Here is a 25,420-nt window from a genome sequence, read left to right on the forward strand (position 1 = left end):
GTATGACTCGGTCCGGGAAAGCCTTGGAGCGCCCAGTGGTTAGCGACTACGGTGCGCAGCGTTTGAATACCAGCCCCGTGTGGGCGAAATGCCCGGGCTCAACCATGGCTCTGGCCCTGTCGGTCAGGTGCTGACTGAGCGCAAAACCCCGCTGCTCAACTTTGCTTACCCAGTAGCTCGACGGCTGACAGTTCACATGGTGCCAGCCCGGCTGACCCGGGGGTGCCGCCGTCATGAAAATGTACTGTTCGGCGGTCGCGAAGGTGGCCAAAAAATTCTCGCAATAGCGCTCCTCGACGTGTTCTACAAACTCGCAGGACCAGACCATGTCGAAACGGCGCAGGGGATGGTAGGGCCCCGCGGTGAAATCGTGCCTGACATGGTTTTTGGGTATCGCCGAGTCGCGTAGTGCCTCCGCACTGCCATCAACACCCTGTACATCACAGCCGAGCTCGAGAAAGAATCCAGCCGCGTGGCCCTCGCCGCAGCCCACATCGAGAACGCTCGTGACGCCCAGTTCTTCAACAATCCAGCGCCAAAGCGTCGGCGACCAGGTCAGTGGGTCGCCGTTCTCGATACTGAGTTGGTGAGCATCCGGATGCCGTGCGCTGATATAACCGCCGAGATGGCCCTCGCGAATATTCATGGCCGGATGTTCCGGGTTGACGAACTGTAAATCGATCACATCCACTGACGAGACGGTCAGAGCCTCCCGGCCGTCATCCAGGGGTAGTTGCAGTAGTGGAGTGGCTGTCGTCGGCTCTGGTGACACGATCTGCGCACGTTGCTCGCGTAACCACCTAAGCTCCGGGTCGTCGGGCGCGAGATCCAGTGCCAACCGGTGGCCACCCCTGAGCGTGACGCGGAGCTGAACGGGAGCGGCCATCAAATAACGAGTCGCAGCCCGGCCTCCCTGGCCCAGTCGTCGACCGTTCGCTCTGTGCCCAAAGTATAGCGACCAAGAATCTTCGGGTCCTCTTTGCCGAACAGCAGCGCATGGAGGCGTCGGACCATCTCACGAGTATTGTCGTCCTGCCACGCATCGGTCTTGGATTCCCATACCTTGTGGCGATTGCCACCGGGATAATTGTTGTAGTCGAGGTGCCAGATCTGGATTTCGTCGGGCAGATAAATATCGTAACCATGGGTATAGGTCCGGGCCGACAGCGCTGACTCGTGTCCCGCATTGATCATCGCCGGATCCTCAGGAACCTCCCGTATCCAACGTCCATGAGTGAATACAAAGTTGCAACAGACCAGGGCTGTTTTCTGGTGCGGTTCAGTTTTCCGCTTTTCTGACATCTGAATATCGATCCATCCCACGGGAGGAATCAGCTCACAGCGCATGAGAGGTACACCATCGTAGTCGGTTCCGGCCCAGGGGATTACCACCTTGCCCTGATCGTCAAAGGTGAAGGGCGGGGAGCTTGTTGTCAGCAGCGGTTTTTCGCTGGGTTTACTCTCCAGCTGCTGAATGAGATTGACATCCCAGCCCTCGGCAAACCAGGTGTGTGAGTCGACGAGCAAGTGGTACTCCTCCCCGGCGTAAAGTTTCTGTACTTCGGTCCGGGACCAGCCATAACCGAGACTGGACTGGTAGGGGTACTTGCGAATTCTGAAGCGCGGGTCCTCCAGCCATTTATCGAGGTTTTCAGATTCATCGGCCTGCCAGCAGATGCCAAAAGTCAGTCGTTCCGGGTGACTCGCCTGTGACAATGCCGCTTCAATGGTGAAAGGCAGGAATTGATCCCGATAGGAGGCTATTGAAACAAAGATTTTGGCTGTATCGGCATTGTCAGTCATTTACTGTGAACTTCCAGTTTGAGGGCTTCGGTAGATTTGAGGCCTATGACCGTATTGATAACGTCTGGCGCCATCAGTTCATAGGGAGTTTGATAGCGGTTTTCGAGTTCAGCAATGATGTCCTGCACCGTTTTTTGGCCATCACACAGCTGCCAGATTTCACTCGCCGACCGATTCAGTGACATCAGGTGGTCAGCGGCGCCCAGCTCAAGATAGTAGTGATCCAGGACGCACGCCTGTCGTACTCCGGGTTGGCGCACCGGGCGCAGCGTGGTCAGGTAAGCACCTGTGGACCGAGCGCTGTCATAGGTTGTCGACAGTTCCGGATAGGCCGGATCATCGGGTACGGCTATTCGTTGCGACAGCCCCTGCGTATTGACGGTGAGTTGATATTCGGTGGCAGCGATGGCGAGAGCAATATTCAGATAATCCGACTCGGGCTGCGAGTCCGCGCCGGGCATAGTCCGCAGCAACCCCAGCAGCTCCAGCCACCGCGGGCAGATTTTCAATAAGTCCGTTGAATGTATTAGCAGTGGTAGTCTAATTTTCGGCAGCGGCAGGTCTCGCTGCACACAGTAGGCCCGCAAAGCACTGTAAGTGTCGGGGAGGCCAAAGGGCCCCGGCCCCTCGGGAAAGTTCTCCCAATGACAGGCGATGGCTTTTCCCGGGCTTAGCTCCCTGGTAACCGCCTCCCGCATTACACTGCCGCCGCCCATGACCAGCACGGTGCTGTCGAGGGGCTCCCGTAGCAGCCATTCGAGAAGCGCCGCGGGAACGTTGTAGCCTTTGAAGGTGTCGTCGATATAGGGGTGGCGCTCCCAGGGCAGGGCAGCCTCCACCCGCGCGAGGGCGTGTCTCGGAAGCTCCAGCCCCGGGCGACTGCAAAGCAAACGCAGCAGTTCTCCCGACTGGCCGCACTGCTGCCAGCTGACTTCCAGAAGCTCTGCTTCACGCTGTGCCTCATCGCCAGGATCGTTGACCAGTATCGTGATGATCACGATGCGTTCCAGTCGAGATGGATTCGGGCGCAATTCATGTGGCCCCAACCTTGTGCTTCTGGCGGATGCTCAGGATCGTTGCGCCATATCCAGTTGGTCACTGCAAATCGGCTGTCCTCAAAGCGTCCGCTTGGGCAGCGTATCCGGAGCAGCTCGTGAAACGTTTCGCTGGGAAAAACAACCATGCGGTTGGATACCGGCTGGATATCCTGAAAGCTGGTTCCCTGCTGGCGAACGCCATCGCGCACCACGCTGTCATAGAGCCGAAGCGCGCCGCCGGTAAAGGGCCTTGGTTCTCTGCTGATGTAGTACACGCAGGTGAGCATCCGGTCCAGTCTTGTGCGCTCATCAGAATCGATATGTGCGCGAAAATAGTGGCCGTCATTGCTCGCTGTTAATTGGGATTCCACGCGTTGGACCGGAAAGAAATCGATCCCCAGGCCTTTGATGATGTAGGGGAGCCAGGTCAGCAAGCGGTTGCACAGCAGCCTCGAGTGAGCAGCTTCCGAAAAGTTGAGGATGGCGAGGTTTTTCCGTGAGCGTATTTCTCCAGTAGAAACCGTGCCGGCATCGAAGGCGTCTTCCTGCATGAGCGCGTAGGACAGCATATCCCGGTGCTCATAAGGACTCAGGAAGTCATCGATCACCATGTGCGGCGATCGATTAATCGTCATTGGTGCCGACGCCTGGGCGCCTTGGGCGGCATTACTGGCAACGGCTACGTCAGGCTGGTCAAACTGCACCAGCACTGGCGGTCGCGTGCTGATAGCCACCAGCTGGGCGGTACTGAAACTCAGAGATTCCTCGCCCCCTCGCAACGGCAGTTGCACGAATTCCTCTTGACTGTCCGTCCGCGACCTGCGCCCACCGAGTACCGCAAGCAGGCGGCTTAATTCTGGCGAGTCCGATGCCAGCTCCAGCGTTTCTCGTTGTCCACCCTCCAGCAGCAGGGTCACCTCAATCAGCCTTGGCTCCATCGGTGACCCTCAATCAATCCTGAGAAACGGCATCTGAATCAGCAAACAGTGACTCGAGGGGGGCGGACGCGCTCTCGAGATGGCTGTAACAAAGCTGGTAGACAGGGATAGATTCAGCGAGCTTGCAAAGATTCTTTATGGTGGTATCGCGATCACTCGGGAAAGTGATTGATGAACGGGTCATTTCCGCCACCGCCGCCGATGGCGACAGTTGAAACAATGCGGTGTGGTTTTGGAGTTGGCGAGCGCAGTAAACAATGGCATCGATAGTGGGATTTCCAATATCCTGTAGCGATGGCTGGCCGTAGTTGTTGTCGATCCGTGTGAAGGGTACGAGGCTCCAGTCCTGAGTTCGCAGCGGTAGTGCAGTATCACCGAGAAGCTGCCAACCATCACGACCCAATGCATCAGCCAGCCCGATGCCGGCATCCTCCGCGGACCAATCACCCAGTACCAGGATAGTCTTGCCGCTCCTACGTAAAGCCATTCCCGCGAGCCAGCAACAATGCCTGCGGGTACGGGCAAGCAGCGGAATGATTTTTTTCAGTATTGCGCCCGGCACCTCTGCTTCCTCCGCTACTCGGGTGGTGGGGGCTTCGGGAAGCCTGACTAGAAATGCTTTCCCTAAACTTTTGACCTCGATGTCGGCGATCACATTGGTCTCTGGATGCTCGATATCGTCGTAAAGCATTTCGGTCAGCTTTTTCGCAAGTCCCGGCACGGTACTTTTGATACGGAAGCGCAAACCCTCAAAGTAGGCGTAGGCGTTTTCAGATGTCTGCGGTATGGACTGTGTCGAGCCCTGTTGTCCTGCGGACCCAAAACGTCCTGAAGCGAGCACCTCCGGGGTCAGAAAACTCTCCGGCCATTCGCGCATCCACGCAGGATTGATCAGTGGACTGTAATGATTCCAGGAGTACGGACCGTCGAACTCAGGGACCATGATTCCCTGCTCCAGGGGGACGCAATTACTGACCGGATGACTGCCCCGTTCGAGGGTGTCGCCAGGGTCCGGCAATTCATTCCAGAGAAACTTAAAAGGCTCGTGCACGCCTCGGTTTCCCCGTAGCCGCTGGATCATGCCGGTGTAGGTACTGGTCATGGAGCCGATGAAATCTTTCGAGTAGGCAGCCACCAGCTGAGAAAGATAAGCCAGTGCCAGGCTGTCATTCTGCGGCAGCGCCGCAAATTCAGCGGCGTAGTAGTCGAGGATATGGTGATCGACGAACACGTGATCGTTGAAGCATTGTTTGATGTCATGAAAAAAAGGATCGTCCCGCTCGTCAGTACAGATGAGCAACCGGTCATCGCGGTCGAAATGGTGATCCATGGCATCAATGGCTTCCCAGGGCTGCCTATCGAGCACGGTTACGCCATAAGTCACCTTGAAATCACCTCTGCGCATATGAATCGCGTTGAAATCCCCAAGGTCAAACGCCACTTTTTGCGCGAGCTCTGCGTAGGGCGCCTGCGCCTGCATTCGCGTCAACAGGTTGTAGACGGCTTTGCGGTGCTCGGGATCCAGGTAAAAAAGGTAGGAATAGAAGCAGAGGTTGTTGCGATGTTGATCGCGTCCGGGGACAAGGGGCAGCTCGGACACCCGAAGCAGGGGAACTTCAGCCAGGCGAGGGTCCTCGCCCACCCACTCGGTACGACCGCGAGCAAAATCCACGGCATCCTGTGAGCCGATATCGACAGAGCCCGGTACGTGAAACACCGTGTCCATGAGGCTGTGCTGCGTCAGCTCCTCGGCATCGAGATGTGCCACTTCATTCTCGGCTGATTCCGACCAGGGCACCGGGATGTCCATGAGATCCGTGACCCGGCTGGGACGGGAGTTGTCCACCCGACCGTCATAGTCGACGAGATTTGCAAGCGGCGGCGTGTTGCCATCCAGAAGCAAGAACCGCTTGGTGAGAAATGCCATCATCACGGCACACTCGATGGACATGATGCTGTTGCTGAGGCCGACCCGGCCCGACATGTAATTGGTAAAGAACAGCTGTCGCATAGTGTGCCTCAGGTGCCCACGGGACGGTAATGGACGAATAGGCCCACGTAGTAATCGCCAACGAGTGGCCACGGGCGGCCATGAATCAGGCGCGCGCCTTCGTAGTAAATAAATTCCCCGGGCGAGAGATTCACTTCGTGCGCCTCACCGTAGATGTCTTCGATATAAAGTGGCCAGGGCTCATCGAGGCGCGAGTCAACACAGATCGTGGAGCTGATGATATGCGTGGTGCCGCGATCGACGTGATTGTGCAGATAACTGCCTCGCTGATAGGCACGAAACCCATAACAGGCAGAGTCGATAAGCTCCATCCCGGACCACGCCTCGTGTGCAGGCCTCAGAGTGTCGCAGATCGCCGCATTGAAGCTCGGATCTTCAAAATGCATGGCGGGGATAAAGTCAGCGTCTGCCGTTGCCAACTCGGGGATGGCTTGTTCCGGGCGAAACTGGCCCGCGCTAGCGGCAAGCTTATCGCGCAGCACGTTGTGCAGCTCGTCGGGCAGCTGCCCCTGCGCAAACCCGAGACCCAGATAGGGTGCCTGAGCCTGGTGTTGCCGCGTCTGCTGTGCCAGCCAATCCGGCATATCGAAAGGGACCCGATTCGAGGCCTGATCACGCATCATCGCTACCGAAAATCCTGCTGCGTGCGTTCAGAGCAAGCTCCATGAAGCGGCGCTCAACCGGACCCTCGGCGATCTTGCGGAAACTCTCAATATCGGCGTCCAGGAAGCTCTGCTCAGCGAATAGCTGCTTGTGCCACTGGGAGTTGCTGAAGGGGCCGACGGCGCCATCGTTACGATCGGTGTAATAGTGGCAGAAGCTGCCGTCGGCAAGGGTGTCCGCGGCGGGCTCCTGGACGGCAAACTGCTCAGTGTCGAGCAGCTCAACATCGAGCTTGTTAAACTGCATTGCCATCGCGAAGCAGGCCATCTCGGCAACCCACATGCCGCTGGGTGGCAGCTTCAACAGCTTTCCCGACAGATAGAGTATCTGCAGAAACCGGAAACAGTCCTTGACCAGCTTGCCATCATCAGCCTGAAGCGCTTCACCGGTCACAAAGACGTTGACGCCACCCGCCTTGAAGTCGCCCTCGAAGCCAAGGGCGTCGAGAAGTTTTGGCAGGGACAGGCCGCGTGAATCCCTGGTGGAAAAGTGAAAAAACCGCTCCTGGCCAATTATCCAGTTGGCCGCCAGAGCGTTACCTTTGGGGAACAGTGGCGCTTGGAGGTCGCCATAAAGGAAAATATCCGTATCCATCAGGCAGACGAGATCATCCGGCGCCGTATGGTGGCGAATCACGTTCAGAGCTTCCACGCGATTCATCGGCACATAGCGGTCGCCGCCATCAGCAAAATCGATATCGTGATTGTCACCGGGGCTGGCGCCGGTGTGGTGTTGTACACCATAGAGATTGAGGATGTTTTGCAGCGCTTCGGAGATGGGCTCGTGGTTGTTGCACACCACGACCTGAATGTCCCAACCCGCGGGCAGTTGCCCCATGAGGGATTCGAACATGATCGCGAGTTGCCAGTGGAAGTAGGGGCGATCTTCGATGCCGTGGACAATGCGTACCCGGCCACGATCAGCGTCACGCCGGGGTGCCGTGATGACACCGGACTGAGCCGCATGACTGTCACTCGGCGGCGCGGGTTCGAGCAGATCGAGCTCGCGAAACTGAAACAGTGCGGCGCTGAGGTCCGACATGATCTGCAGATCGTCGCCACTGAACTGCTGGCGCAGCGCGCTGAAGATCGTTTCGAGCGTATGGTTGCCATCACACAGTCGCCAAATGGCGGCACCGGTGCTGTTCAGTGCATAGACGGTTTCACCGGCTCCAGGCAGGAGCACGAGCTCATCGGATACCGAATAACTGGTAAAGCCTGCCTTTTGAAGGGGGCGAGCTTGGGGGTGGCTGCTGTTGGTCAACGAATCAGTGCGGTCTGACCGAGCGAGTGCACGCGGCTCGTCGTCGGCGGAGCTATCCGCCGCGGTGTCCACCGCGGTCGCCTCAGCTGATATCGAAGTCTGAGATTTCTACCGGAATGGGCTCTGCGGTTGCCACTGTGGGGAATGCCGTCGGCGTTAGGGTAGGTGCAGGCGTAGGGGGCTGTGGGACTGCTCCCGGCGCTGCAGTCGGCAGAGGGGCTGTTGCCGGAACTGTGGGGGCGGGCGTCTGAGCCTGCGCGCGATTCGGCGCTACCATGCCACCCAGCGGCACGGTCAGGATAACGGGGGCTACCCAGGCGGTTGAGAGCACTTCCCGGCGGGTTAAGCCACTGCCGCCAGTATCGCTCTCGTCCGGCGCGTCGTCGGCATTCATTTTTGCACGCAGCGCCGCAATTTCTGCCAGCAACTCTTCCTTTGTTTTGTCTGAATCACTCATAAGCCGCTCCGCCTTCGAAAAACCCGTATCGCCTCAGAGAATATCAGGCTATTCAGGCCGGTAAAAGCCCCCGAGCCTCACTCATTTCGATGCATTTTTGCCAGTCGGCGGCCCCGTGAAGGGTCACCGGGTCGGGATTGGTCCCGGTAAATACATCCGGATGTGCTCTTTTCTGAGTCAGGTCGAAGCCTGCGTAGCGTTCATAGTCGCGAAGTGTTCGGTGGGGGCCGAGGCCGTAAGGGCCCAGGGAGTAGCCGCCCGGGCTGTAAACAAGCCGGTGCAGGCGCGCAAAAGCGACAGCATTGCGCTGCCGGATGACCGCCTCGCCGTGTTCCCAATGCCGCCGGGGTGGCGCGCCGGTATGCAACATGTGCCAGGCGACGACCTCATCAGGGAGAAAGAAATCGTAGCCCCAGGTGTAGGAGCGCACGGTGACGCTGAATTCCTCGCCCCAATAATAATGCTCGGGATCCTGGGGCACCTCGATGTTCCACTGCCCGTGGCTGAACGCAAAGTTACCGTTGATGAACCGGGTCCGAGCCTGGGATTGACGGTTGGGCGGGCCGAAATCGAACCAGGGCGCCCAGCCATAGTCGGCGTTCCAGTCGCTAACCCGGGTGGTGGGTACCCCCATTTCCGTTTTCCGGTGCAGCCGACCCTGCTGGTCATAATAAAAAAGTGGGGCGTTCATGGTGATAATCGGCTTTTCTGCAGGCAGCGCCTCCAGCATGTCGATCAGCCGGGTGTCCCAGCTGGGTTCGAACTTCATATGGGCGTCAACCTGAAGGGTGTAGGGCTCGCCGCGCCACAGCGACTGCACCAGGTTACGCGCCCAGGGTCCGCCGCGGCTCTCACTGACGGGGCGCTCTATCAATCGAAACCGAGCATCGGTTTTGAAAGGGTCGAGGTCGATGGGTGCCAGCGGGTCCTGTTGCGCGCAAATGCCGAAGCTGAGTTGCTCAGGCATCGCCGCCATGTCGATGCAGTCTTTCACGGTCCGGGGCAGCTCGGGGTCTGCGTAGGAGGCAATGGCCACGAAAATACGCGCTGTCATCGTTGGGACTCAAGTGGATAGCCCGCTTGCCAGCTGTTGCGATCGTAGCCAAAGTAGTCGAAGTCTTGGGAAAATCGCTCGGCAACCCGTTGTGCCAGGGTTTCGTTGAAGGCCTGGTGCAGGGTGCCGTGATCCGGTGAACCGTTCGATGCTGGCAGCACTGCGGGCGGCAGCCCCATTTGTTCGATCAGAGTCTGCCAGCTGTCGCCCAACCTGTGAAAGTCCAGCCAATGGCTGACCCGCGATACGTCGAGCATCTCGGTGATCGGGATGTCCTGCATCGCTGCCTGAACCTCGGGTACCGACGTCGGTTCGCAGACCCAGTCAATGTAGCGCTTCCAGCTCAGGCTGAGGAATATTTCGGGATTGCCGCCGTGCTTGCGGTGCTTCCAGAAAGACCAAAGTCGCTCGTAGGGATTGCGGTGTGCCGCAACGAGCCGATAGTGCGGAAATTCTTCAGCGGCTTCGGTGAAGTAATGAAAAGCCCAGCCGCCACCGCGAACCTTGCGTTCGGCCAGGGTGGGGGAATCGGGATCGATCCGATTCAATACCTGCGTCACCGAATTGCTGCCGGTGCGGGGGACTTCGAAAAATATCAGTTGGTATCGATGTGAAATAAACATTGAGTCGGACGAAAACGCTCCCTGATGGGTCGATTCTTGCACGCTTGGCGATGAATCAACCATTCCTCTAAGTTCACCATGCCGAAGTTCCGGAAAGACATCCAGTGCTTCGGGACAGTAACGCAGGAATGCCTGCTGTTTGCTTACAGGCAGACGACTGATCTGATGACAGCCAAAACTGCGCTCGGTAAATGTGTCCTGGGTAGAAAATCGCCCGGCTTGCGCCATGCTGGCGACCCGGTGCCCGACGAGATCGAGATGAAATGCGAAATAACCGTCCTCGCCGGCCGGCCAATGCGTGGGCGGGAACCGCTCAAGGCACCCGACAGAACGCGACCAGTCCCGCAGGCTGAAGCCGCCACTACCGCCATCGATGGTCAATCCAACCGGGCGCTGGCGGCCCCACCTGCTGCCAATGTAATCGTAGGCGGTGAAGTCATCGATACGGTAGCTCGATCCCGGGCAGCACATCGAGTCTGTCTGGAAAATCAAAATCTTGCCCCGTCCCAAGATCTGATCCCAGAACCGGCGTGACAGCATGAGCTGGTTGTAGTAGCGAAGATCAATGGGTGCCCTGATGTTCAGTTCGGTAGTGGTCAGCTGCCCGTCGTCGATAAGTCTGGCAATCGGCCCTGAGTAGATGAAATTGCGATTTTCAGCCCCATGAAACAGCTGTACCGGAATGGCACAGTGGCTGATGATGTTGTGCAGCACGGTGTGCAGCGCTGGATGCTCGCGTGTTTCGACAATAACGCCCCAGAGCGGCTCGCCAGAGGGCTCCGGATCGAACTCAAGATGCGCAAAGGCCTCCGATACCACACATTCGGTTGCATCTGGGAAGATCTTGCTCAGTGTACTGCCGAGGTCGGCGATATGCTCGCTGCCAAGGTGTTCTCTTGGGGTGCCAGTCCGGAGCGTGATTTGCTGCGCCAGTATCGAAGCAGACGAGAGTGAATCTGGTTTCATACCCTGCCTCTGTTTTGCCCCGTGCACGTTCCTGCCCCGTTGCCATGGTCGGTCATCGCACGTGCAGTCCTCTGCTTGCACAGCAAACGCTGTCATGCGGGTACCGTTGTATCATTGTGCAGTGGCAAATAGCCAAACCCAGGGCGCTCTATTTCTTACATGGCATCTGAGCACAACATCATAAAGTCTGCAGCAATGAAACGCTGGAAAATTCATATTCCACCTGTGCCGAAAGTTCACTTCATGGGTGAGCTCAAGTCGGTCCTGTTCGGTGGTGTGACCACCTCCGATGCGGCAGAACACTGCGCCTGCCCGGAAGAGGCGGACTTTATACTGCTGGACTTCCGGCACCTGCTGCACGACTACTATCGCATCACCCGACCTGAAAAGACCATCATGGTGGATTACCGTGACCAGCAGACCCACGTATTCCCTGCGCCCCTTTGCCTGTATTTCAAGCGCAGTGTTGTTCGCCACCGGAGGGATGGGCTTGAGGACTACAAGCGCCGGGTAATTCCAATTGGCTACTGTGTAAAGGAGCCCTATCGACAGGCAGCATCACAAGCACCTGTCAAACGTGATATTTGTGTCGCCATTTGCTCTGGGTTCTGTAACAGCTCGATAATGCGTTGGGCATACCCCTGCGCATTATTGGGGTGGGTAACGTAACCGTTAAAGCCATCGGAAATCAGCTCTTCCTGGGTCGCATCACCGCCGCTGTGGGTCACTACCGGCAGGCCAGTTGACATTGCCTCACCGATTGCGACACCAAACGACTCACCGAGGTTGGATCCGTGGCTGAATACATTGATGCCGTACAGAAATTCACTGAGTGTCTTGTTATCGATCGCCGGTGGAAATTCCCGGACCATATCGAGGCAGTGAATCGCTTTGATTTTTTGCCGATACTCGTCCGGGAGGCCAATGATGTGGAAGCGCGCATCGGGTAGCACCTCTCTGATGTGCGGTAGGCTATCGACGTTGATATCGTGCCATTTTGCCGCCGCTGCGCGACTGTGACGACCAAAGATGGGTCTGGACAGGTCGCGGGGCCGTGAGTGCTGATCCCAGGATCTGGTTTCAATAGGCATGTACATGGCGACACACTTTTCTGGCGCGTATTCCGCACCGGCGCGCGCGGCGTAGATGTGCCGCTGTGCCTTGCTGAGCAGGATGTGTCGGTGAATCTTATGGGTGTCCGCTGACGGATCGAAATGGCCGAAAATATTATGTTCGACAAGGATTTTTACGCCGGCGTTGGTAAACGTTTTTATCAGCTTTTCATCGGTGACGCCCATGCGATGAAAGTGCACGATATCAATGCCTCGCGAGCGGATCCATGCGGCCATTTCGACCGGGTTTTGATTGATAAAAATCTCGGTGGCAGAGCGCTTAAAAGCCGCGAGGCGTTCACCACCGCGCCAGCCTGCCGCGAATACCGCGTACTTGTTTTTTGGCAGGTGTTCAACAAACAGCTGTGCCGTTTTCTCGGTGCCACCCATGGACCACTGATTTGTCCACTCGAGGACCTTGATCAAGGCGACTGCGCTGCATAATTGGCTTGCAATGAGCATACTACGTGTCGCAGTGCGACGTCAGCGCGTGGGCTGCAGTGATAGTCGAAGAGGACTTTTTATGGGCCCTCTTCAGAGCATGCCAACACAGTCGATGTGAACGGGTTTATCGACCGAGTATGGCCTCCACGTTATCGTGAAGCAGTTTGTCGCCGGCATAAAGCTCATGGACACGCTCGATATTTTCAGTGGTTCGCAGTTCATCGTAGCTACGGACATGGTTAAGGTGCGGAAGCTGAAAATTTCCGAGATAATCTGCGATTCGTGTTAATTCATCCTCGATGTATTCCAAACGCAAAATATCGTCGACAAGCAATTTGCCCTCATTGATGCAGTAATCGGTCATCGGGCGAAAGTGGTCGTAATGGCGTTTTTCAAAAAAACGTTTTTCACTCACTATGCGTTTTGCTTTTTCCAGATAAGCGGTGAATCCAAGATCCTCGAATTCCCCATGCGCGTCATGTTGCTTCTGCCAGAAAAAGTCAGAGGCCATGCGATCAAAGGGTTCTCTGATCACGGTAAATTTGAAATAAGACTGTAGCGTGTGTTCGTCGATCAGCCCTGCGCGCAGTAATTCAGGAGCCGTCATATGTTGTAGGGTCAGGACATTTTTCTCAATGGCGCGTATGCCGTAAAGATTGGCCATGCTGTTGAGGTTGAAATGAGCCTCAAATGAAGTCCCGCCGCAACGCGGTATGTGGAAGAAAATAAACTTTCTCGCGTGGCAGATTGGCACGAAACCACCCCTTTTTCTTTCTTGATCCGGTGTATGGGTTATGCCCACTGGCCAGAACGTACCTTATGTGACGGGACTGGAAGGCCAGGCCCCTATGGGAGGGGCCAATAATCCTTCCATTTGGCTGCTGTTTGGACACATGTGGCAAGCGCAGTTTGGCAAAGACTTTTATGATCCATTATGCTGGTTCAGCCTGTTTTGGGTAGGCGTGTCTTGAAGAAGTCGATGGTTTTTCCAAGTCCTTCGTCAAGGCTGACGGTAGGTTGCCATCCAAGGACTTCCTGCGCCTTTTCGATATTCGGCCGCCTCCGCTTCGGGTCGTCCTGCGGAAGGGGAAGCTCCACCCATTCAGATGTTGAATTTGTCATTACAAGGATTTTATTGGCCAGTTCGCGGACGGTGAATTCGGCCGGGTTGCCCAGATTGATCGGACCTGTGACTTTCCTGTCGCTTTCCATTAATTGTATGAGACCGTCAATCAGATCGTCGACGTAGCAAAATGAACGTGTCTGCTCCCCGTTTCCATAGATCGTGATGGGATCCCCACGCAGGGCCTGGGTGATGAGGTTTGACACTACGCGACCGTCGGCATGATGCATCCTAGGACCGTAGGTGTTGAAGATACGAGCCACCTTGATATCAAGCGCGTGTTGCCGGTGATAGTCGAAAAACAGCGTTTCTGCGCAGCGTTTCCCCTCGTCGTAGCACGACCTTGGCCCAATCGGGTTGACGTTGCCCCAGTAGCTCTCAGATTGGGGATGTACGGATGGATCGCCGTAGACTTCCGAGGTTGAGGCCTGAAGAATCCTGCATTTCAACCGCTTGGCAAGGCCCAGCATATTGATTGCGCCGTGCACTGAGGTCTTTGTCGTTTGAACCGGGTCATACTGGTAGTGAATCGGCGAAGCAGGACAGGCCAGATTGTAGATTTCATCGACCTCGACATACAGGGGTAGCGTTATATCGTGGCGCATGAATTCAAAGCGGGGGTGGTTGTGAAGGTGGTCTATATTGCGCTTGGTGCCGGTGAACAGGTTGTCCACGCACAACAACTCGTGGCCCTGATCCAGAAGCCGGTCAATAAGATGGGAGCCGAGAAATCCGGCGCCGCCGGTAACCAAAATGCGTTTACGGCTTTCGTGTAGGCGTGTCATGGAGCATCCTTATTTCCAGGGCTTGCCGACATCGACATCTCAGGCCAGCGAATACACCCTTTGTCTTGCGATCGTTCGCCATACCGAAGAGCGCCACTCTCCGGGCTGGCGTTTTAGCCGATATCTCCGCGTCCAACTGTAACCCCCCATTCATGCTTCACGGTGCGATACGGGCATTTTGAGTCGGCTCGTCAGGTTAAATGTACATCATTGTAATCTGTCGCTCATTGGCTCAATCAACGACTCGCTGTGAAACGGTCTACTTTGCCTCGAGTGAGACACCGCTGACCTACGTTTTCCTGTCTCTGCGGATAGTTACAGGGAGGCAAATGATCCAGACTGTCAGGGGGCCGCTCATGGCTACGGATAGCGAACGTTAGCGGGCAGATGAACGACGACTATCGACCCACCAGTGAGCGCCTGTTAGGTCTTACTGCAGGGGAGGGGCGTGATTCGATATTTCAAACGAAACAAACTGACAGCGTGTTTTTGCGGTGATGTGATGGTTTAATCATCCCAGCCACCGTTACTGAAGACTTAAGAGACCGCCAATAAGAGACGAGGAAGAATAATGAGTAAAAGTACTAAGTCGAATTACCCGAACCTGTTTTCCAATTTTAAGATCGGTTCTCATACGATTTCCAATCGCGTCACCATGGCTGCGACCGCAGAGGTCTTTTCTATTCCAGACGGCTTGATATCAAAGCGGAATGTCTACTTTTTACGCGAAATTGCCCGCGGCGGTACCGGCTTGATTATTGCCGGCAATCGCTTGACCCAGGAGCATTCGTCGGCGCCGTGCAGAGGTTATTCCTGGGGCTTTCTTAAGAAAAATATGCAGCGTGATCGAGTGCTCACCGATGCGGTGCACAAGTACGGATCGAAGATTTTCGTGCAGTTCAATCATTTCGGCTCCCAGGCCAATACGATGAGTAATGATGATTATCGTAATCTCATTTCATCATGCACGATGAAGTCGCCTTCCTGGGGTGAAACCCCCAAGCCGATGGATCGGGCGGACATGGATGAGGTGCGTGATAAGTGGGCGCTGTCTGCAAAAATAGCCGAAGGGTCTGGGTTTGATGGCACAGAAATCCATATGGCCAATGGCTATCTCATGCATCAGTTCCTGTCTCTTACCTACAACAAGCGTACTGATGAGTATGGTGGTTCGCTTGAAAATCGCATGCGTTATCCGCTGGAGATTTTGGAGGCCGTTCGAGCCGCAACCAATAAGAATTTTGCGGTCGGTGTCAGGCTGTGTGCCGATGAGATGTTTCCCGGCGGGATGGGCGCTGAGGAGTGTGCCGTTATGGCGCAGCGGTTTGTGGAAACCGGCCTTGTTGATTACATCAGCCTGGCGGGAGGTAGCTACCACGCCTACTCCTACGAGGTGCCGCCCGAGGATCTGCCGGAAGGTTGGTTGATTTCGAGAGCCCGAAAGATCAAGAAAAAAGTTGATGTGCCGGTCATTGTCTCGGGTGCGATCACGCGGCCCGAGATGGGCGAGAAAGCGATTGCCACCGGGGCTGCAGACGCTATCGCCATGTCGCGGCCGCTGATGGCGGACCCGGAATGGGCAGAAAAGGCAAAGGCAAATAAGGCCGATGAGATTACCCACTGTATTCGCTGCAATCAGGGCTGTATTAACCGAATTTACCGCGCCTCACCTATAGGCTGCACCATCAATCCTGCTTCCGGTCGCGAAGAAATTTTTGGGCGTGATTCCCTCGATAAAGCATCGTCCCCCGGAAAATGGGTTGTCATCGGCGGGGGTCCCGCCGGTATGCATGCGGCAAACGTTCTGGCTACTCGCGGGCATCGTGTGACGCTAATCGAAAAATCAGCGAAGCTCGGGGGTCAGGTCAATTTGATTATCAAGCAGCCCAATCGCAAGTCGTTTAAGCCGTTGATCACCGACCTGGCTCGAAAACTCGACATTTTGGGTGTCCGGGTAAAGCTAAAGACCACGGCAACTGTTCAGTCTATTGCTCGCATGAAACCCGACGGAGTCATTGTGGCCACCGGATCGACCCCGCTGAAAGATGGCTTTTCGGTAGCCGCGCCATTTGTAGAAAAGCTTCCCGGCGTTGATCAGGACAATGTATTAACCACTTGGGATGTTTTGAAGGGGAAGAAGGTTGGCAATCGGGTGCTGATACTTGACGATGACGGTACCCGGCACGCGGCGGGTACCGCCCAATTCTTGTTGAACAAGGGGCACAACGTCAGCGCAGTAACGCGTTTTCCCATGTATGCCCCGATCACGGGACAGACCTTGGAAATGGCCCTCGTTTACTCCGACGTATTCGCGAAGGAGTTGAATGTGGTTGCCAACTCATGGGTTCAGTCGATCAAGGGCAAATCAGCAACGCTATACCATCTTTATACCGGTAAAGAGACCCGGCTCAGGAATATCGATACCTTTGTCCTGGCAGGGGGTGCGGAGGCGAATAACGCGCTGTTCCACGATCTTGAAGCCAAACTGGATAACGTTCATCTCATCGGTGATGCACTTGCGCCGCGATCATTGGATCATGTGATTTATGAGGCCGAACTTGCGGGGAGAGAAATCCTGACTGAAGACTCGAGGTACATACAGACGGGCGAGCTGGACGGCTGGGATAAAGCCGTCGAGAGCGTCGTGTCTGGTTAGCATCGTTTCGATATCAGCCGCACCCGGCCAGCGCTGCGCTCAAACAATGGGGTTGCGCGCGCGGATCCATCGAACAAGTGGTTTCGTTACGTCAGCGGCGGCAGCTTCCGGTTCAGCATTGCCGCTGCCGCCCAGTACCTTTGGGCAGAAGCTGGGAAACTCGGGTTTAGCGGTGTGACACTGGTGGGGAAGTAGCCAGCCCCATCCTATTCTAGTAAGACAGAATTAAATGGTAGGGACGCACTGTGAACTCAGAAAGCCGCTTTGTTTATGTACACGATCCCATGTGCAGCTGGTGCTGGGGTCATCGACCCGTATGGGATGTGCTGTCCGCCGAAATCGGGAAAAGGGTGCCTGTTGAATACCGAGTGGGTGGGCTCGCGCCCGATAGCGATGCGCCCATGCCCGAAGAGCAGCAGGCCGTTATTTCTGCGACCTGGCGGCGAATACATGACTTGCTGGGTACGGAGTTCAACTTCGATTTTTGGACTACCGCCAAACCTCGTCGATCTACCTACCCGGCCTGTCGGGCGAGTATCGCCGCGCGCTGGCAAGACGCAGAGTTGGCGATGGTCGATGCCCTACAGCGCGCCTACTATTTGCGAGCCATGAATCCGTCGGATACCGCGGTACATGTGCAATTGGCTGGGGAACTCGGCCTGGATATTGATCGATTTACCGCGGACCTTGGCTCGGATTCCTTACAGGATGAGTTCACGGCTGAGCTCGAATTTTCGCGAAGCCTGCCGATACAGGGTTTCCCCTCGCTGGTGTTAGTTCACAAGGGAATGGCCCACAGCATCGAACTCGACTATAAGGATCACCGAGCCGCCCTCAAACAGGTCGACACTATTCTGGCGGCGTAGGTGCTTCCGCGTCAGCGCTTGCCGGCGCGCCTTGCGCATGAGTCTAACGATTTCCGTGCTGCCAGCGGTTAGAGCGCCGCTGATCTCCCGTTAGGTTCTGGGCCAGACCTGCGGGAATACCTGGTCATCCGCCGGGTAGTCACCGGGACGTAAGTTGACGTCATCCTGCGATACCGTGGGATCACTGCCGGGATGCGGCCACCAAACGGCATCGTCACCCAACCAGCGCGTAGACAGGGCCGCACGTCGTTTGTCGGTTGATTTATTGCCCTGGGCGCCGTGCAGGACCCAGGCGGAAAAAATAACGGCGTCTCCCGGTTTCACATCAAAGCCCACAATATCAAACTGATCGCGATGCGCCTCGATATCGGGTACCGGCTCACCGCCCTCTGCCCCGGTCCAGGCCTGGTTCGGATGGTCCTCGCGCGCAGCGAAGACTTCCGGGCGATAGTAGGTTCTCGCGGCGTGGGAGCCGCGGACAAATTCCATGGCGCTTTCCTCGACCGTAGTTTCCGTGAGTGCCAGCCAGATCGAGCAAATTTTATGGCCTTTGAACGGCCAGTAGGGAACGTCCTGGTGCCAGGGGGTGGGTGTGGCTGTCTCGGGCTCTTTTACCAACAGATGATCAAAGTAGAACCGCACCGTAGTGGAGTCCATTGCCTGTGCGGCGAGCTCAGCACAACCGCTGTTGAAGACGTAATCGCGAATAGTGGGATTGTGCTGCCACATGTAGCGCTCGGTAAACATCCGGTCTCTTGTCTGGCCAGGATTGGCATCATTCACCCACTGCCCGGGATTACTCAGTTGCTCGTCGACGAGGGCATTGAGGCGATCAATCCACTCTGGATCAATTACCTGAGGTAGGAAGGCTACTCCCGCGTTGTTATAGCTACTGATTTCGTCATCGGAGAGTTTGCGGGCCATGTTGTTATCACTCCTTATACCTGCTGACGTTCACTGCTTTTTGAGTGCGCACCTCTTATCGAATGGTAGATAGGGGCGCCAAGCCGCTCTATATCGCTATGACGCAAAATGCGTGCTCGCTAGAAGAAACATTGTCTTTGAGTTTGGCTCTCTAGATCAATCCCCACAAAGACCTTTGACAGCGAATAACTGACCCGTCTTTTGGAGTGCGGTTCCTTCCGCAAGTGGTCAGAAGTTGAGGAAGACACCGCGTTCGTTGAACCAGCGTTCGTCAAGCTCCCAACCAACACCCTCGATGTACTCCGTAGATTGAACCAGCGCCATGGCACGACTCTGGTGTCGCGCCAGTTTGATCTGGGCTTCCATTACCGCAGGATCGTCGACTGTACTGGCGCTAAGTTCCGGGAACTGCGTTCGAAGATAATGAATGACAGAAACGTCAGAGGACCGGGGCGAGCCAACAATCGCCGTGGTGTTTTCGATACGCAGCACCCGGAACTGATACGGGTAAGCGCTCAGTTGTTCATCAGCCGATAGCATCGCGTTGATCGCTTCAACGCGCTCATCTTGACCGAGCAGGTTGTAAGCCACAACGGCCACGATAAGAATGACCAAGACTGTCAGGTATTTTTTTGAAAAGCTGTCCACAGGGTGCTTCTATTCTCGAAGGGAGTTGTGATCATGTCATGTGATTTTTTCGCCCACAAGACGTGGCCATGCCACGGCTCTGATAACGAGCTTAGGTCATGCATCACGCTTTGGTGTCATTCACCGATGGAGTTCATTCCCTCATAGGGGAGGCGTATATCAACGCCGTGAACTTCATTGTCCGATACTTTGTTCACGTTCCTGCTCAGGCAAATGTTGAAGCAGATCGGCGTGCCCGCTTTGGGGTTCTGTGAGCGAGCGGGAATTAGCAGCTCTTATCAGTCGGAGACAAAGCCGTCCCAACCGCGCATATAGTCGATAAAATCAGGCCCCAGTCCTTCTTTTTTCAAGTGAGCAGCCGTCACCGGTAACTCGGCGGCTTTAAAGTCAGGATTGCGGGCTACTTGTTGGGGAAAGTCGTGATGCAGAATGGCCCCGCGGCCGAGAATTATAAAATCGAGTCCGCTATCGAGCGCGCGCTGGGCGTCAGCGGCGTTATAGATTTTTCCGGCGCCGCCGAGCTTGACGTGGCGCCGATCCAGCTCGGTAAAAAATTCCAGTAGGGTTTTCTCGTCGCTTTCCGCGTCCGCGGGAGTTTTGAACACGTCCCACAGCGACAGGTCGATATAATCGATTAGGCCATCCGCACACAGGCGCCGAGCCACCTCGACGACTTCATCCAGTTGCATGCCAAAGCGCTCGGGTGAAAGGCGAACCCCCAGACTGAAATCGGCGGGAGCGACATCGCGAACACGTTCAACCAGATCAAAAAGAATCCTCGCCCGATTTTCCAATGAGCCGCCGTAGTGATCGTCGCGCTGATTGATTTCCGAACTCAGGAACTGGCCGAGAATGTAGCCGTGGGCGGCGTGGAGTTCGACGCCGTCGAAGCCCGCCTTGGCGGCTCGACGTGCGGCGGTAACAAAATCGTCCTTAAGCTGCTCCACATCGTCAGCCGGCATCGCCTTGGCACCAAATTCATCGTTATCCGATGGGCACTCTGGTTTCCCCTCGATCAGGTCATGGGGGGTGCGCATGCCGGCGTGATGAAGCTGCACAATCGAATGCGCCCCTTCTTGATTCAGTTTGTCAGCCAGACGTGTCAGGCCGTCAAGATGGCGATCATCCCAAATGCCGAGCTGCCCCGGAAATCCAATGCCGCGTTGCCTGACATGGGCAGCACAGGTACTTACCGCACCGAACCCGCCTTCGGCACGTAGAGTCAGCCAGTGATATTCATCATCACTGAGAACGCCGTCTTCGGCACTTTGCAGATTGGTGAGCGCTGCCAGCATGAAACGGTTGCGCCAGGCGGGGCCATGGGCGAGGGTGAGTGGTTCCTGAAGCGTGGGCATGCGAGGGTATTCCTTGTTTTTGCTGTGGCGTGGGAGGCGGACAATATAGCGGAATGGTGGGTTGGGGTCATGTAGTGCGAACTGCGATATCAGGCGAACATGGGGTCAAAGCAATGGAGTTTGATAGTGGTCATTAACAACGAAGCCGATTGATCCAAAGAGTCTGTCATGCTCAGGGACCGGCGCGTAAATCGATAGCGCCCTCGTGGCGGGTACGCACCGATACGGGCAATCCATCAATGGCGAGCTTGGCATCCAGCCGGTAGGGCACCGCAGCGTCCGGTGGGTTGTTGATGAAGTCCCGCAGTACACCTAGTGACGACAGCATACTGACCGTCAACTCGACCTCCGCTGTCCCTTCGTCGAATGCCCCGATCTCGATGCGCTGGTTGCTAACCCCCGAAAGTATTTTGGTGTCACGAAGAAAGACGTCGTAGGCCAGTCCGTCGATACCGAGTGCAATGGCGTTTGGATTGGTGACACGCAATCCCACCGCAAAAACCGCATCCAGACCACGGGTGCCCGTGGGCTTGATATAGAGCAGCTCAACTTCAGGGTCATCAAAGTCACTGAGGTCGTTCAACGTACTGCATCCAGACATAATCAGTGTCAGGATTGTTAACATGACTAATCGCATCGGTTTTCTCCGCTGGCCCGCATTGATGGTTCCGGTGATACTGGGCAATGCCAAAATCGTTTGAGTTTACGCCTGTCTATTGTGGGCGACGTCCTTTCTTCAGGAGCTGAGTATGAGCCTCTCCAGCAAGACTATCTTTATTACCGGCGCCAGTCGCGGTATCGGCCTGGCAATCGCGAAACGGGCGGCGTGCGATGGCGCCAATATTGTGATTGCCGCCAAGACCGCCGAGCCTCATCCGAAACTGCCGGGCACCATCTATACCGCGGCTGAGGAGATCGAGGAAGCCGGGGGGCAGGCCTTGCCGCTGACCTGCGATATTCGTTTTGAGGATCAAGTACAGGCGGCGGTGGATAAAACCGTCGATCGTTTTGGCGGTATCGACGTCTGCATTAATAATGCGAGCGCGATCAGTCTCACGCCTACCTGTGAGACCGATATGAAACGCTACGACTTGATGAATGAGATCAATACCCGGGGGACTTTTCTCACTTCCCGGGTGTGTATTCCCCATCTCAAGCAGTCGGATAACGCGCATATTCTCAACCTGGCGCCGCCACTGGATATGGATGCCCGCTGGTTCGCCCCCCATGTCGCCTACACCATCGCCAAAATGGGTATGAGCCTGTGTACGCTGGGAATGGCGGAGGAGCTTGCTGGAGAGGGAATCGCGGTGAATTCGCTGTGGCCCCTGACGGCGATTGACACCGCTGCGGTAAGAAACGTGCTGGGAGGAGAGGGAGTCGCCGGTGGCTGCCGCACGGTCGATATCATGGCCGACGCGGCCTACGAGGTGATTACACGCCCTTCGGGTGACTGCACCGGCAATTTTTATATCGACGAAGTGCTGCTTCGCGACGCCGGTGTTATCGATTTCGACCGGTACTCGGTCGATCCCTCTGCCGATTTATACCGCGATTTTTTTGTTCCCGAGTCGATAGCGGATGCGCTGCCTACCCGGACACTAACCACGTATTAGGCTCCTACAATATCGGTGGAATGGGCTAGCGCAGTCGCCGTTGTCGGCGGTGCTAAGATCGCCGGCTCGCAGAGGGCGAACCGGCGCCCAGCATCTACTTGAACTGGTTGTCGCCGAACATGTTTTTGTAGGTTTCCTCGGTGGGATTGCCTACCTTTTGATCTTCAGCAAGAACCGCGACGCCGCGCTGCACGGCGGGACGCTCAGCGATGGTATCGGCCCAGCGCTTCACATTGGGATAGTGTTCGATATCGATGCGGTGCATCTCCCGCTGCTTGGGCATTGTCCAGGGGTAGGTGGCAACATCGGCGATGGAGTACTCCGGACCCGCAAGATACTCAGAGTCAGCAAGACGGCGATCCATGACGCCGTAGAGCTGATTACACACCTTGTGGTATCGCTCCTTGGCGAGGGGTACGTCTTCAGGGCAGTAACCCTGAAAGTAACCGTTCTGACCGAACATTGGTCCCACATTACCCATCTGGAACATCAGCCATTGAATAACGTCATAGCGGTCCCGGGTATCAGAGGGCCACAGTTTTCCGGTTTTCTCGGCGAGATACATCAGGATCGCGCCGCTTTCAAATACCGCATAGGGCTCCCCATGGGGGCCCTCGGTATCCACGATGGCAGGAATGCGATTGTTCGGGCTGATGGCGATAAATTCCGGGTCGAACTGCTCACCATTGAGGATATCGACAGGGCAGACTTCATAATCGAGGCCGACCTCTTCAAGCATGATCGCCGTTTTGTGGCCATTGGGCGTCGGCCAGTAATAGTGCTTAATCATGCGTTGGCTTCCTGCGCCGCGAGTACTTCCTGAACATTTTTTTGCAGGAATGCCGCGGAATCGTCGCCTTCAAAATCCTTGTTGTAGTGGCTGGTTACTGAAGGTCGCTGAATCGACTCTTCCCACCATGCCTTGAGGTTCGGGCGGCCGGCAAAGACATCAAACTCCGGGTGAAGCGGATCTTTGGCCTCGTAAAACTTGACGCGGAAGTCCATGTAACTGATGGCGTGCAACATGGAGGCCTGGCCGATATCAAACTGGTCGAATCCCTTCTTGCAGGCGACTTCGAGCTGGTCGCAGCCGCGGATAATCTTGGGCCAGATCCACTCGAAGAATTCAATGCGTTGCTCCTTCTCTGGCTGCCAGCCTTCCATGACCAGCATGACGGTGGTCTCAAACATGGTGTCAGCCAGTGCGAGTCGGGTAATGGCGTCCCAACGTGCAGGTCCGGTCGACGGAAACAGGTGCTTGCCTGTCTTGCTCATACTATCGAGGCATTCGGCGACGGCCTGGCTGCCGTAGATGACCTGCCCGCTATCGAGGGCCAGCGTGGGTACCTTGTCCAGCGGGTTGAGTGCGGCAAAGGAATAGGCATCGCCCTGATCTTCACCGTCCCGGTTTTTGAACGGATAGGCCGGTACAAATGTAATGTCATCCCACAGGCCCGCCTCGTGCGCGGTGACCAGGACTTTGTGAATAAAGGTGTGGAAAGGTGAGTAAAAGAGCTTCATGGATTCCGACCTCGGTTGCGTGAATTTGAAGGGGAAAGAGCATATCAGCTCTAGTCCACGGCACCTGCCGTATTCTGGTCTCCCTGCAGGTCAAACGGCGCTTTGTGGCATCTTGATGCGATGCGGCCAAGTCAGTAGCCACACCACAAATAACGCAGTGACAATGCCTTTCACATAGGCGAGCCAAAGGTATTGTTAGTGGCTGAGCCCGAGCCCGAGCCGTTGCCGCCATTGTTCGGCGTAGTGCTCGTGCCAGACGAGGATGCTCATCGGTATGGTCCCTTCTTCCCGTTCTTGAAAGGCCCAGCATACGCCAAACCAACGTGGGCTCCGTCAGCAATCGCCGCTCGTAACTCCGGAGCGGTTGCGCGACAATAGCCGGTCTTTCCTCATTGAAGGAGTACCAAAATCATGGCGTATCAGACAACTGGACTCGGCAGGCGGTACGACTCCGTGCTGCAAACCGTGGGCGACACCCCGGTCATCCGTATCAATCGACTGGCTCCCGATGGTGTCACCGTTTATGTGAAAGCCGAGGCGTTCAATCCGGCGGCATCGGTCAAAGACCGTCTCGCACTGAGTATCATCGAGACCGCTGAGCGCGATGGCACACTCAAGCCCGGTCAAACCGTGGTCGAGGCAACCTCCGGTAATACAGGGATTGGTCTCGCCATGGTCTGCGCGGCGAAGGGCTATTCACTGGTGATCACCATGGCGGACAGTTTCTCTGTCGAGCGTCGAAAGTTGATGCGCTTTCTGGGCGCGAAGGTGGTGCTTACGCCCAAGGCGGAGAAGGGCTTTGGTATGGTCAAAAAAGCACAGGAACTCGCCGAAAAAAATGGCTGGTTTCTGGCGAGTCAGTTTGAGACCAGCGCCAATGCGGATATCCACGAGTCCACCACAGGCCCCGAAATTCTGGGCGACTTTGCTGGGCAGCGCCTGGATTACTGGGTGACCGGCTATGGCACCGGGGGTACCGTCACGGGGGTTGGGCGTGTTCTACGCGAGCATCGGCCGGAGGTCAAAATCGTACTCAGCGAGCCTGCCAATGCGCAGTTATTGGGCTCGGGCAAGATCAATGCCCGTAACGAAGCGCACCAACCGACCGAGAGTCATCCCGAGTTCGAGCCGCATCCCATACAGGGTTGGACCCCGGACTTTATCCCCTGGGTACTGCAGGAGGCGATTGATGATTCGCTTTATGATGAACTGATTCCAGTGGCGGGCCCGGACGGTATTGCCTGGGCGAAGCGGTTGGCGTCAGAGGAGGGGATTCTCACGGGTATTTCCGGTGGTTCTTCTTTCGCGGTGGCCATGGCTGTGGCTGAAAAGGCGCCTGCAGGGTCGGTTATTTTATGTATGTTGCCCGATACCGGTGAACGCTATTTGTCGACGCCGTTGTTTGAGGACATCGCCGAGGAAATGAGCGATGAAGAGCGCGCTCTATCCCGGTCCACGCCCGGTTACCAGTGCTGAACATCCAGCGGTACAGCGCTGGCGGGCTCCGTTCCTGCGGCTACCCGTCGGCCTTAAAGCCGCTATTTATTACAGCGTC

The 25,420-nt window shown here is 56.2% G+C and carries 23 protein-coding genes; 4 read left to right on the plus strand and 19 right to left on the minus strand.

Annotated elements, in window-relative coordinates; translation table 11 throughout:
• Positions 1 to 46 precede the first annotated feature (46 nt).
• From NOR51B_RS11105 to NOR51B_RS11170, 13 genes are all read right to left on the minus strand, one after another.
• Positions 47 to 886, minus strand: a complete 840-nt coding sequence (locus NOR51B_RS11105) for a class I SAM-dependent methyltransferase (protein ID WP_009020166.1) — start codon at positions 884 to 886, stop codon at positions 47 to 49.
• The gene (locus tag NOR51B_RS11110) at positions 886 to 1,803 is read right to left on the minus strand and encodes a GlcNAc-transferase family protein (RefSeq protein ID WP_040482052.1); all 918 of its coding nucleotides are present in this window, start codon (positions 1,801 to 1,803) and stop codon (positions 886 to 888) included. The genes NOR51B_RS11105 and NOR51B_RS11110 overlap by 1 nt, the downstream gene beginning before the upstream one ends.
• The gene (locus NOR51B_RS11115; protein WP_040482053.1) at positions 1,800 to 2,801 is read right to left on the minus strand and encodes a PqqD family protein; all 1,002 of its coding nucleotides are present in this window, start codon (positions 2,799 to 2,801) and stop codon (positions 1,800 to 1,802) included. The genes NOR51B_RS11110 and NOR51B_RS11115 overlap by 4 nt, the downstream gene beginning before the upstream one ends.
• Positions 2,798 to 3,778 carry a 2OG-Fe(II) oxygenase gene (locus tag NOR51B_RS11120; protein ID WP_040482054.1) on the minus strand — a complete coding sequence of 327 codons (981 nt, stop codon included), beginning with the start codon at positions 3,776 to 3,778 and terminating at the stop codon, positions 2,798 to 2,800. The genes NOR51B_RS11115 and NOR51B_RS11120 overlap by 4 nt, the downstream gene beginning before the upstream one ends.
• Positions 3,779 to 3,791: 13 nt before the next feature.
• The gene (locus tag NOR51B_RS11125) at positions 3,792 to 5,789 is read right to left on the minus strand and encodes an O-fucosyltransferase family protein (RefSeq protein ID WP_009020081.1); all 1,998 of its coding nucleotides are present in this window, start codon (positions 5,787 to 5,789) and stop codon (positions 3,792 to 3,794) included.
• 8 nt (positions 5,790 to 5,797) lie between these two features.
• Positions 5,798 to 6,412 (minus strand): hypothetical protein, encoded by a 615-nt coding sequence (locus tag NOR51B_RS11130; RefSeq protein ID WP_040482055.1) that lies wholly within the window; start codon positions 6,410 to 6,412, stop codon positions 5,798 to 5,800.
• Positions 6,402 to 7,787, minus strand: a complete 1,386-nt coding sequence (locus tag NOR51B_RS11135; RefSeq protein ID WP_040482056.1) for a PqqD family protein — start codon at positions 7,785 to 7,787, stop codon at positions 6,402 to 6,404. The genes NOR51B_RS11130 and NOR51B_RS11135 overlap by 11 nt, the downstream gene beginning before the upstream one ends.
• Before the next feature lie 10 nt (positions 7,788 to 7,797).
• Positions 7,798 to 8,172 carry a hypothetical protein gene (locus tag NOR51B_RS11140; RefSeq protein WP_009019761.1) on the minus strand — a complete coding sequence of 125 codons (375 nt, stop codon included), beginning with the start codon at positions 8,170 to 8,172 and terminating at the stop codon, positions 7,798 to 7,800.
• Between the two features lie 52 nt (positions 8,173 to 8,224).
• Positions 8,225 to 9,226, minus strand: a complete 1,002-nt coding sequence (locus tag NOR51B_RS11145; RefSeq protein WP_009021209.1) for a GlcNAc-transferase family protein — start codon at positions 9,224 to 9,226, stop codon at positions 8,225 to 8,227.
• A complete protein-coding gene (locus NOR51B_RS11150) occupies positions 9,223 to 10,815 on the minus strand; it encodes a DUF5672 family protein (RefSeq protein WP_040482057.1) in 1,593 nt (530 codons plus the stop codon). Before NOR51B_RS11150 ends, NOR51B_RS11145 begins: the two co-directional genes overlap by 4 nt.
• Positions 10,816 to 11,357: 542 nt before the next feature.
• Positions 11,358 to 12,389, minus strand: coding sequence for a glycosyltransferase family 4 protein (locus tag NOR51B_RS11160; RefSeq protein WP_009018948.1), 1,032 nt, complete (start codon positions 12,387 to 12,389; stop codon positions 11,358 to 11,360).
• Between the two features lie 106 nt (positions 12,390 to 12,495).
• Positions 12,496 to 13,125, minus strand: coding sequence for a sulfotransferase family 2 domain-containing protein (locus NOR51B_RS11165; protein WP_195891496.1), 630 nt, complete (start codon positions 13,123 to 13,125; stop codon positions 12,496 to 12,498).
• Positions 13,126 to 13,313: 188 nt separating this feature from the next.
• Positions 13,314 to 14,279, minus strand: a complete 966-nt coding sequence (locus NOR51B_RS11170) for a UDP-glucuronic acid decarboxylase family protein (protein ID WP_009020827.1) — start codon at positions 14,277 to 14,279, stop codon at positions 13,314 to 13,316.
• Positions 14,280 to 14,850: 571 nt separating this feature from the next.
• Between NOR51B_RS11170 and NOR51B_RS15715 the strand changes: the two genes are divergently transcribed.
• Both NOR51B_RS15715 and NOR51B_RS11180 read left to right on the plus strand, forming a co-directional pair.
• The gene (locus NOR51B_RS15715) at positions 14,851 to 16,935 is read left to right on the plus strand and encodes an oxidoreductase (protein ID WP_009019839.1); all 2,085 of its coding nucleotides are present in this window, start codon (positions 14,851 to 14,853) and stop codon (positions 16,933 to 16,935) included.
• Between the two features lie 245 nt (positions 16,936 to 17,180).
• Positions 17,181 to 17,801, plus strand: coding sequence for a DsbA family protein (locus tag NOR51B_RS11180; RefSeq protein WP_040482059.1), 621 nt, complete (start codon positions 17,181 to 17,183; stop codon positions 17,799 to 17,801).
• Positions 17,802 to 17,891: 90 nt separating this feature from the next.
• On the opposite strand, the gene NOR51B_RS11185 is transcribed toward NOR51B_RS11180, so the two are convergent.
• The 4 genes from NOR51B_RS11185 to NOR51B_RS11200 all read right to left on the minus strand — a co-directional run bounded on the left by NOR51B_RS11185 (position 17,892) and on the right by NOR51B_RS11200 (position 21,365).
• On the minus strand, positions 17,892 to 18,725 hold the full coding sequence (locus NOR51B_RS11185; protein WP_009020581.1) for a phytanoyl-CoA dioxygenase family protein: 834 nt from the start codon (positions 18,723 to 18,725) through the stop codon (positions 17,892 to 17,894).
• A 228-nt stretch (positions 18,726 to 18,953) separates the two neighbouring features.
• Positions 18,954 to 19,373: a hypothetical protein gene (locus NOR51B_RS11190; protein WP_009020795.1), complete on the minus strand. Its 420-nt coding sequence runs from the start codon at positions 19,371 to 19,373 to the stop codon at positions 18,954 to 18,956.
• Between the two features lie 278 nt (positions 19,374 to 19,651).
• Complete coding sequence (locus tag NOR51B_RS11195) at positions 19,652 to 20,728, minus strand: NADH:flavin oxidoreductase (protein ID WP_009018899.1); 1,077 nt, start codon at positions 20,726 to 20,728, stop codon at positions 19,652 to 19,654.
• 172 nt (positions 20,729 to 20,900) lie between these two features.
• On the minus strand, positions 20,901 to 21,365 hold the full coding sequence (locus NOR51B_RS11200; RefSeq protein ID WP_154647667.1) for an LEA type 2 family protein: 465 nt from the start codon (positions 21,363 to 21,365) through the stop codon (positions 20,901 to 20,903).
• A gap of 112 nt (positions 21,366 to 21,477) precedes the next feature.
• Between NOR51B_RS11200 and NOR51B_RS11205 the strand changes: the two genes are divergently transcribed.
• A complete protein-coding gene (locus tag NOR51B_RS11205) occupies positions 21,478 to 22,344 on the plus strand; it encodes an SDR family oxidoreductase (RefSeq protein WP_009020546.1) in 867 nt (288 codons plus the stop codon).
• Between the two features lie 94 nt (positions 22,345 to 22,438).
• On the opposite strand, the gene NOR51B_RS11210 is transcribed toward NOR51B_RS11205, so the two are convergent.
• Both NOR51B_RS11210 and NOR51B_RS11215 read right to left on the minus strand, forming a co-directional pair.
• The gene (locus NOR51B_RS11210; protein WP_009020107.1) at positions 22,439 to 23,134 is read right to left on the minus strand and encodes a glutathione S-transferase family protein; all 696 of its coding nucleotides are present in this window, start codon (positions 23,132 to 23,134) and stop codon (positions 22,439 to 22,441) included.
• Positions 23,131 to 23,865, minus strand: a complete 735-nt coding sequence (locus NOR51B_RS11215) for a glutathione S-transferase family protein (RefSeq protein WP_009020316.1) — start codon at positions 23,863 to 23,865, stop codon at positions 23,131 to 23,133. The genes NOR51B_RS11210 and NOR51B_RS11215 overlap by 4 nt, the downstream gene beginning before the upstream one ends.
• 411 nt (positions 23,866 to 24,276) lie before the next feature.
• On the opposite strand from NOR51B_RS11215, the gene cysK reads away from it, so the two are divergent.
• A complete protein-coding gene (gene cysK / locus NOR51B_RS11220) occupies positions 24,277 to 25,341 on the plus strand; it encodes a cysteine synthase A (RefSeq protein ID WP_040482060.1) in 1,065 nt (354 codons plus the stop codon).
• Positions 25,342 to 25,420 lie beyond the last annotated feature (79 nt).

The organism is Luminiphilus syltensis NOR5-1B (assembly GCF_000158175.1).
GTDB classification, from domain to species: domain Bacteria; phylum Pseudomonadota; class Gammaproteobacteria; order Pseudomonadales; family Halieaceae; genus Luminiphilus; species Luminiphilus syltensis.

Excerpts from the sequence above, each read along its gene's own strand:
- NOR51B_RS11105 (WP_009020166.1), bottom strand. The coding sequence starts at position 886 with ATGGCCGCTCCCGTTCAGCTCCGCGTCACGCTCAGGGGTGGCCACCGG.
- NOR51B_RS11110 (WP_040482052.1), bottom strand. The coding sequence starts at position 1,803 with ATGACTGACAATGCCGATACAGCCAAAATCTTTGTTTCAATAGCCTCC.
- NOR51B_RS11120 (WP_040482054.1), bottom strand. The coding sequence starts at position 3,778 with ATGGAGCCAAGGCTGATTGAGGTGACCCTGCTGCTGGAGGGTGGACAA.
- NOR51B_RS11125 (WP_009020081.1), bottom strand. The coding sequence starts at position 5,789 with ATGCGACAGCTGTTCTTTACCAATTACATGTCGGGCCGGGTCGGCCTC.
- NOR51B_RS11130 (WP_040482055.1), bottom strand. The coding sequence starts at position 6,412 with ATGATGCGTGATCAGGCCTCGAATCGGGTCCCTTTCGATATGCCGGAT.
- NOR51B_RS11140 (WP_009019761.1), bottom strand. The coding sequence starts at position 8,172 with ATGAGTGATTCAGACAAAACAAAGGAAGAGTTGCTGGCAGAAATTGCG.
- NOR51B_RS11145 (WP_009021209.1), bottom strand. The coding sequence starts at position 9,226 with ATGACAGCGCGTATTTTCGTGGCCATTGCCTCCTACGCAGACCCCGAG.
- NOR51B_RS11150 (WP_040482057.1), bottom strand. The coding sequence starts at position 10,815 with ATGAAACCAGATTCACTCTCGTCTGCTTCGATACTGGCGCAGCAAATC.
- NOR51B_RS11160 (WP_009018948.1), bottom strand. The coding sequence starts at position 12,389 with ATGCTCATTGCAAGCCAATTATGCAGCGCAGTCGCCTTGATCAAGGTC.
- NOR51B_RS11170 (WP_009020827.1), bottom strand. The coding sequence starts at position 14,279 with ATGACACGCCTACACGAAAGCCGTAAACGCATTTTGGTTACCGGCGGC.
- NOR51B_RS15715 (WP_009019839.1), top strand. The coding sequence starts at position 14,851 with ATGAGTAAAAGTACTAAGTCGAATTACCCGAACCTGTTTTCCAATTTT.
- NOR51B_RS11185 (WP_009020581.1), bottom strand. The coding sequence starts at position 18,725 with ATGGCCCGCAAACTCTCCGATGACGAAATCAGTAGCTATAACAACGCG.
- NOR51B_RS11195 (WP_009018899.1), bottom strand. The coding sequence starts at position 20,728 with ATGCCCACGCTTCAGGAACCACTCACCCTCGCCCATGGCCCCGCCTGG.
- NOR51B_RS11200 (WP_154647667.1), bottom strand. The coding sequence starts at position 21,365 with ATGCGATTAGTCATGTTAACAATCCTGACACTGATTATGTCTGGATGC.
- NOR51B_RS11205 (WP_009020546.1), top strand. The coding sequence starts at position 21,478 with ATGAGCCTCTCCAGCAAGACTATCTTTATTACCGGCGCCAGTCGCGGT.
- NOR51B_RS11210 (WP_009020107.1), bottom strand. The coding sequence starts at position 23,134 with ATGATTAAGCACTATTACTGGCCGACGCCCAATGGCCACAAAACGGCG.
- NOR51B_RS11215 (WP_009020316.1), bottom strand. The coding sequence starts at position 23,865 with ATGAAGCTCTTTTACTCACCTTTCCACACCTTTATTCACAAAGTCCTG.
- cysK (WP_040482060.1), top strand. The coding sequence starts at position 24,277 with ATGGCGTATCAGACAACTGGACTCGGCAGGCGGTACGACTCCGTGCTG.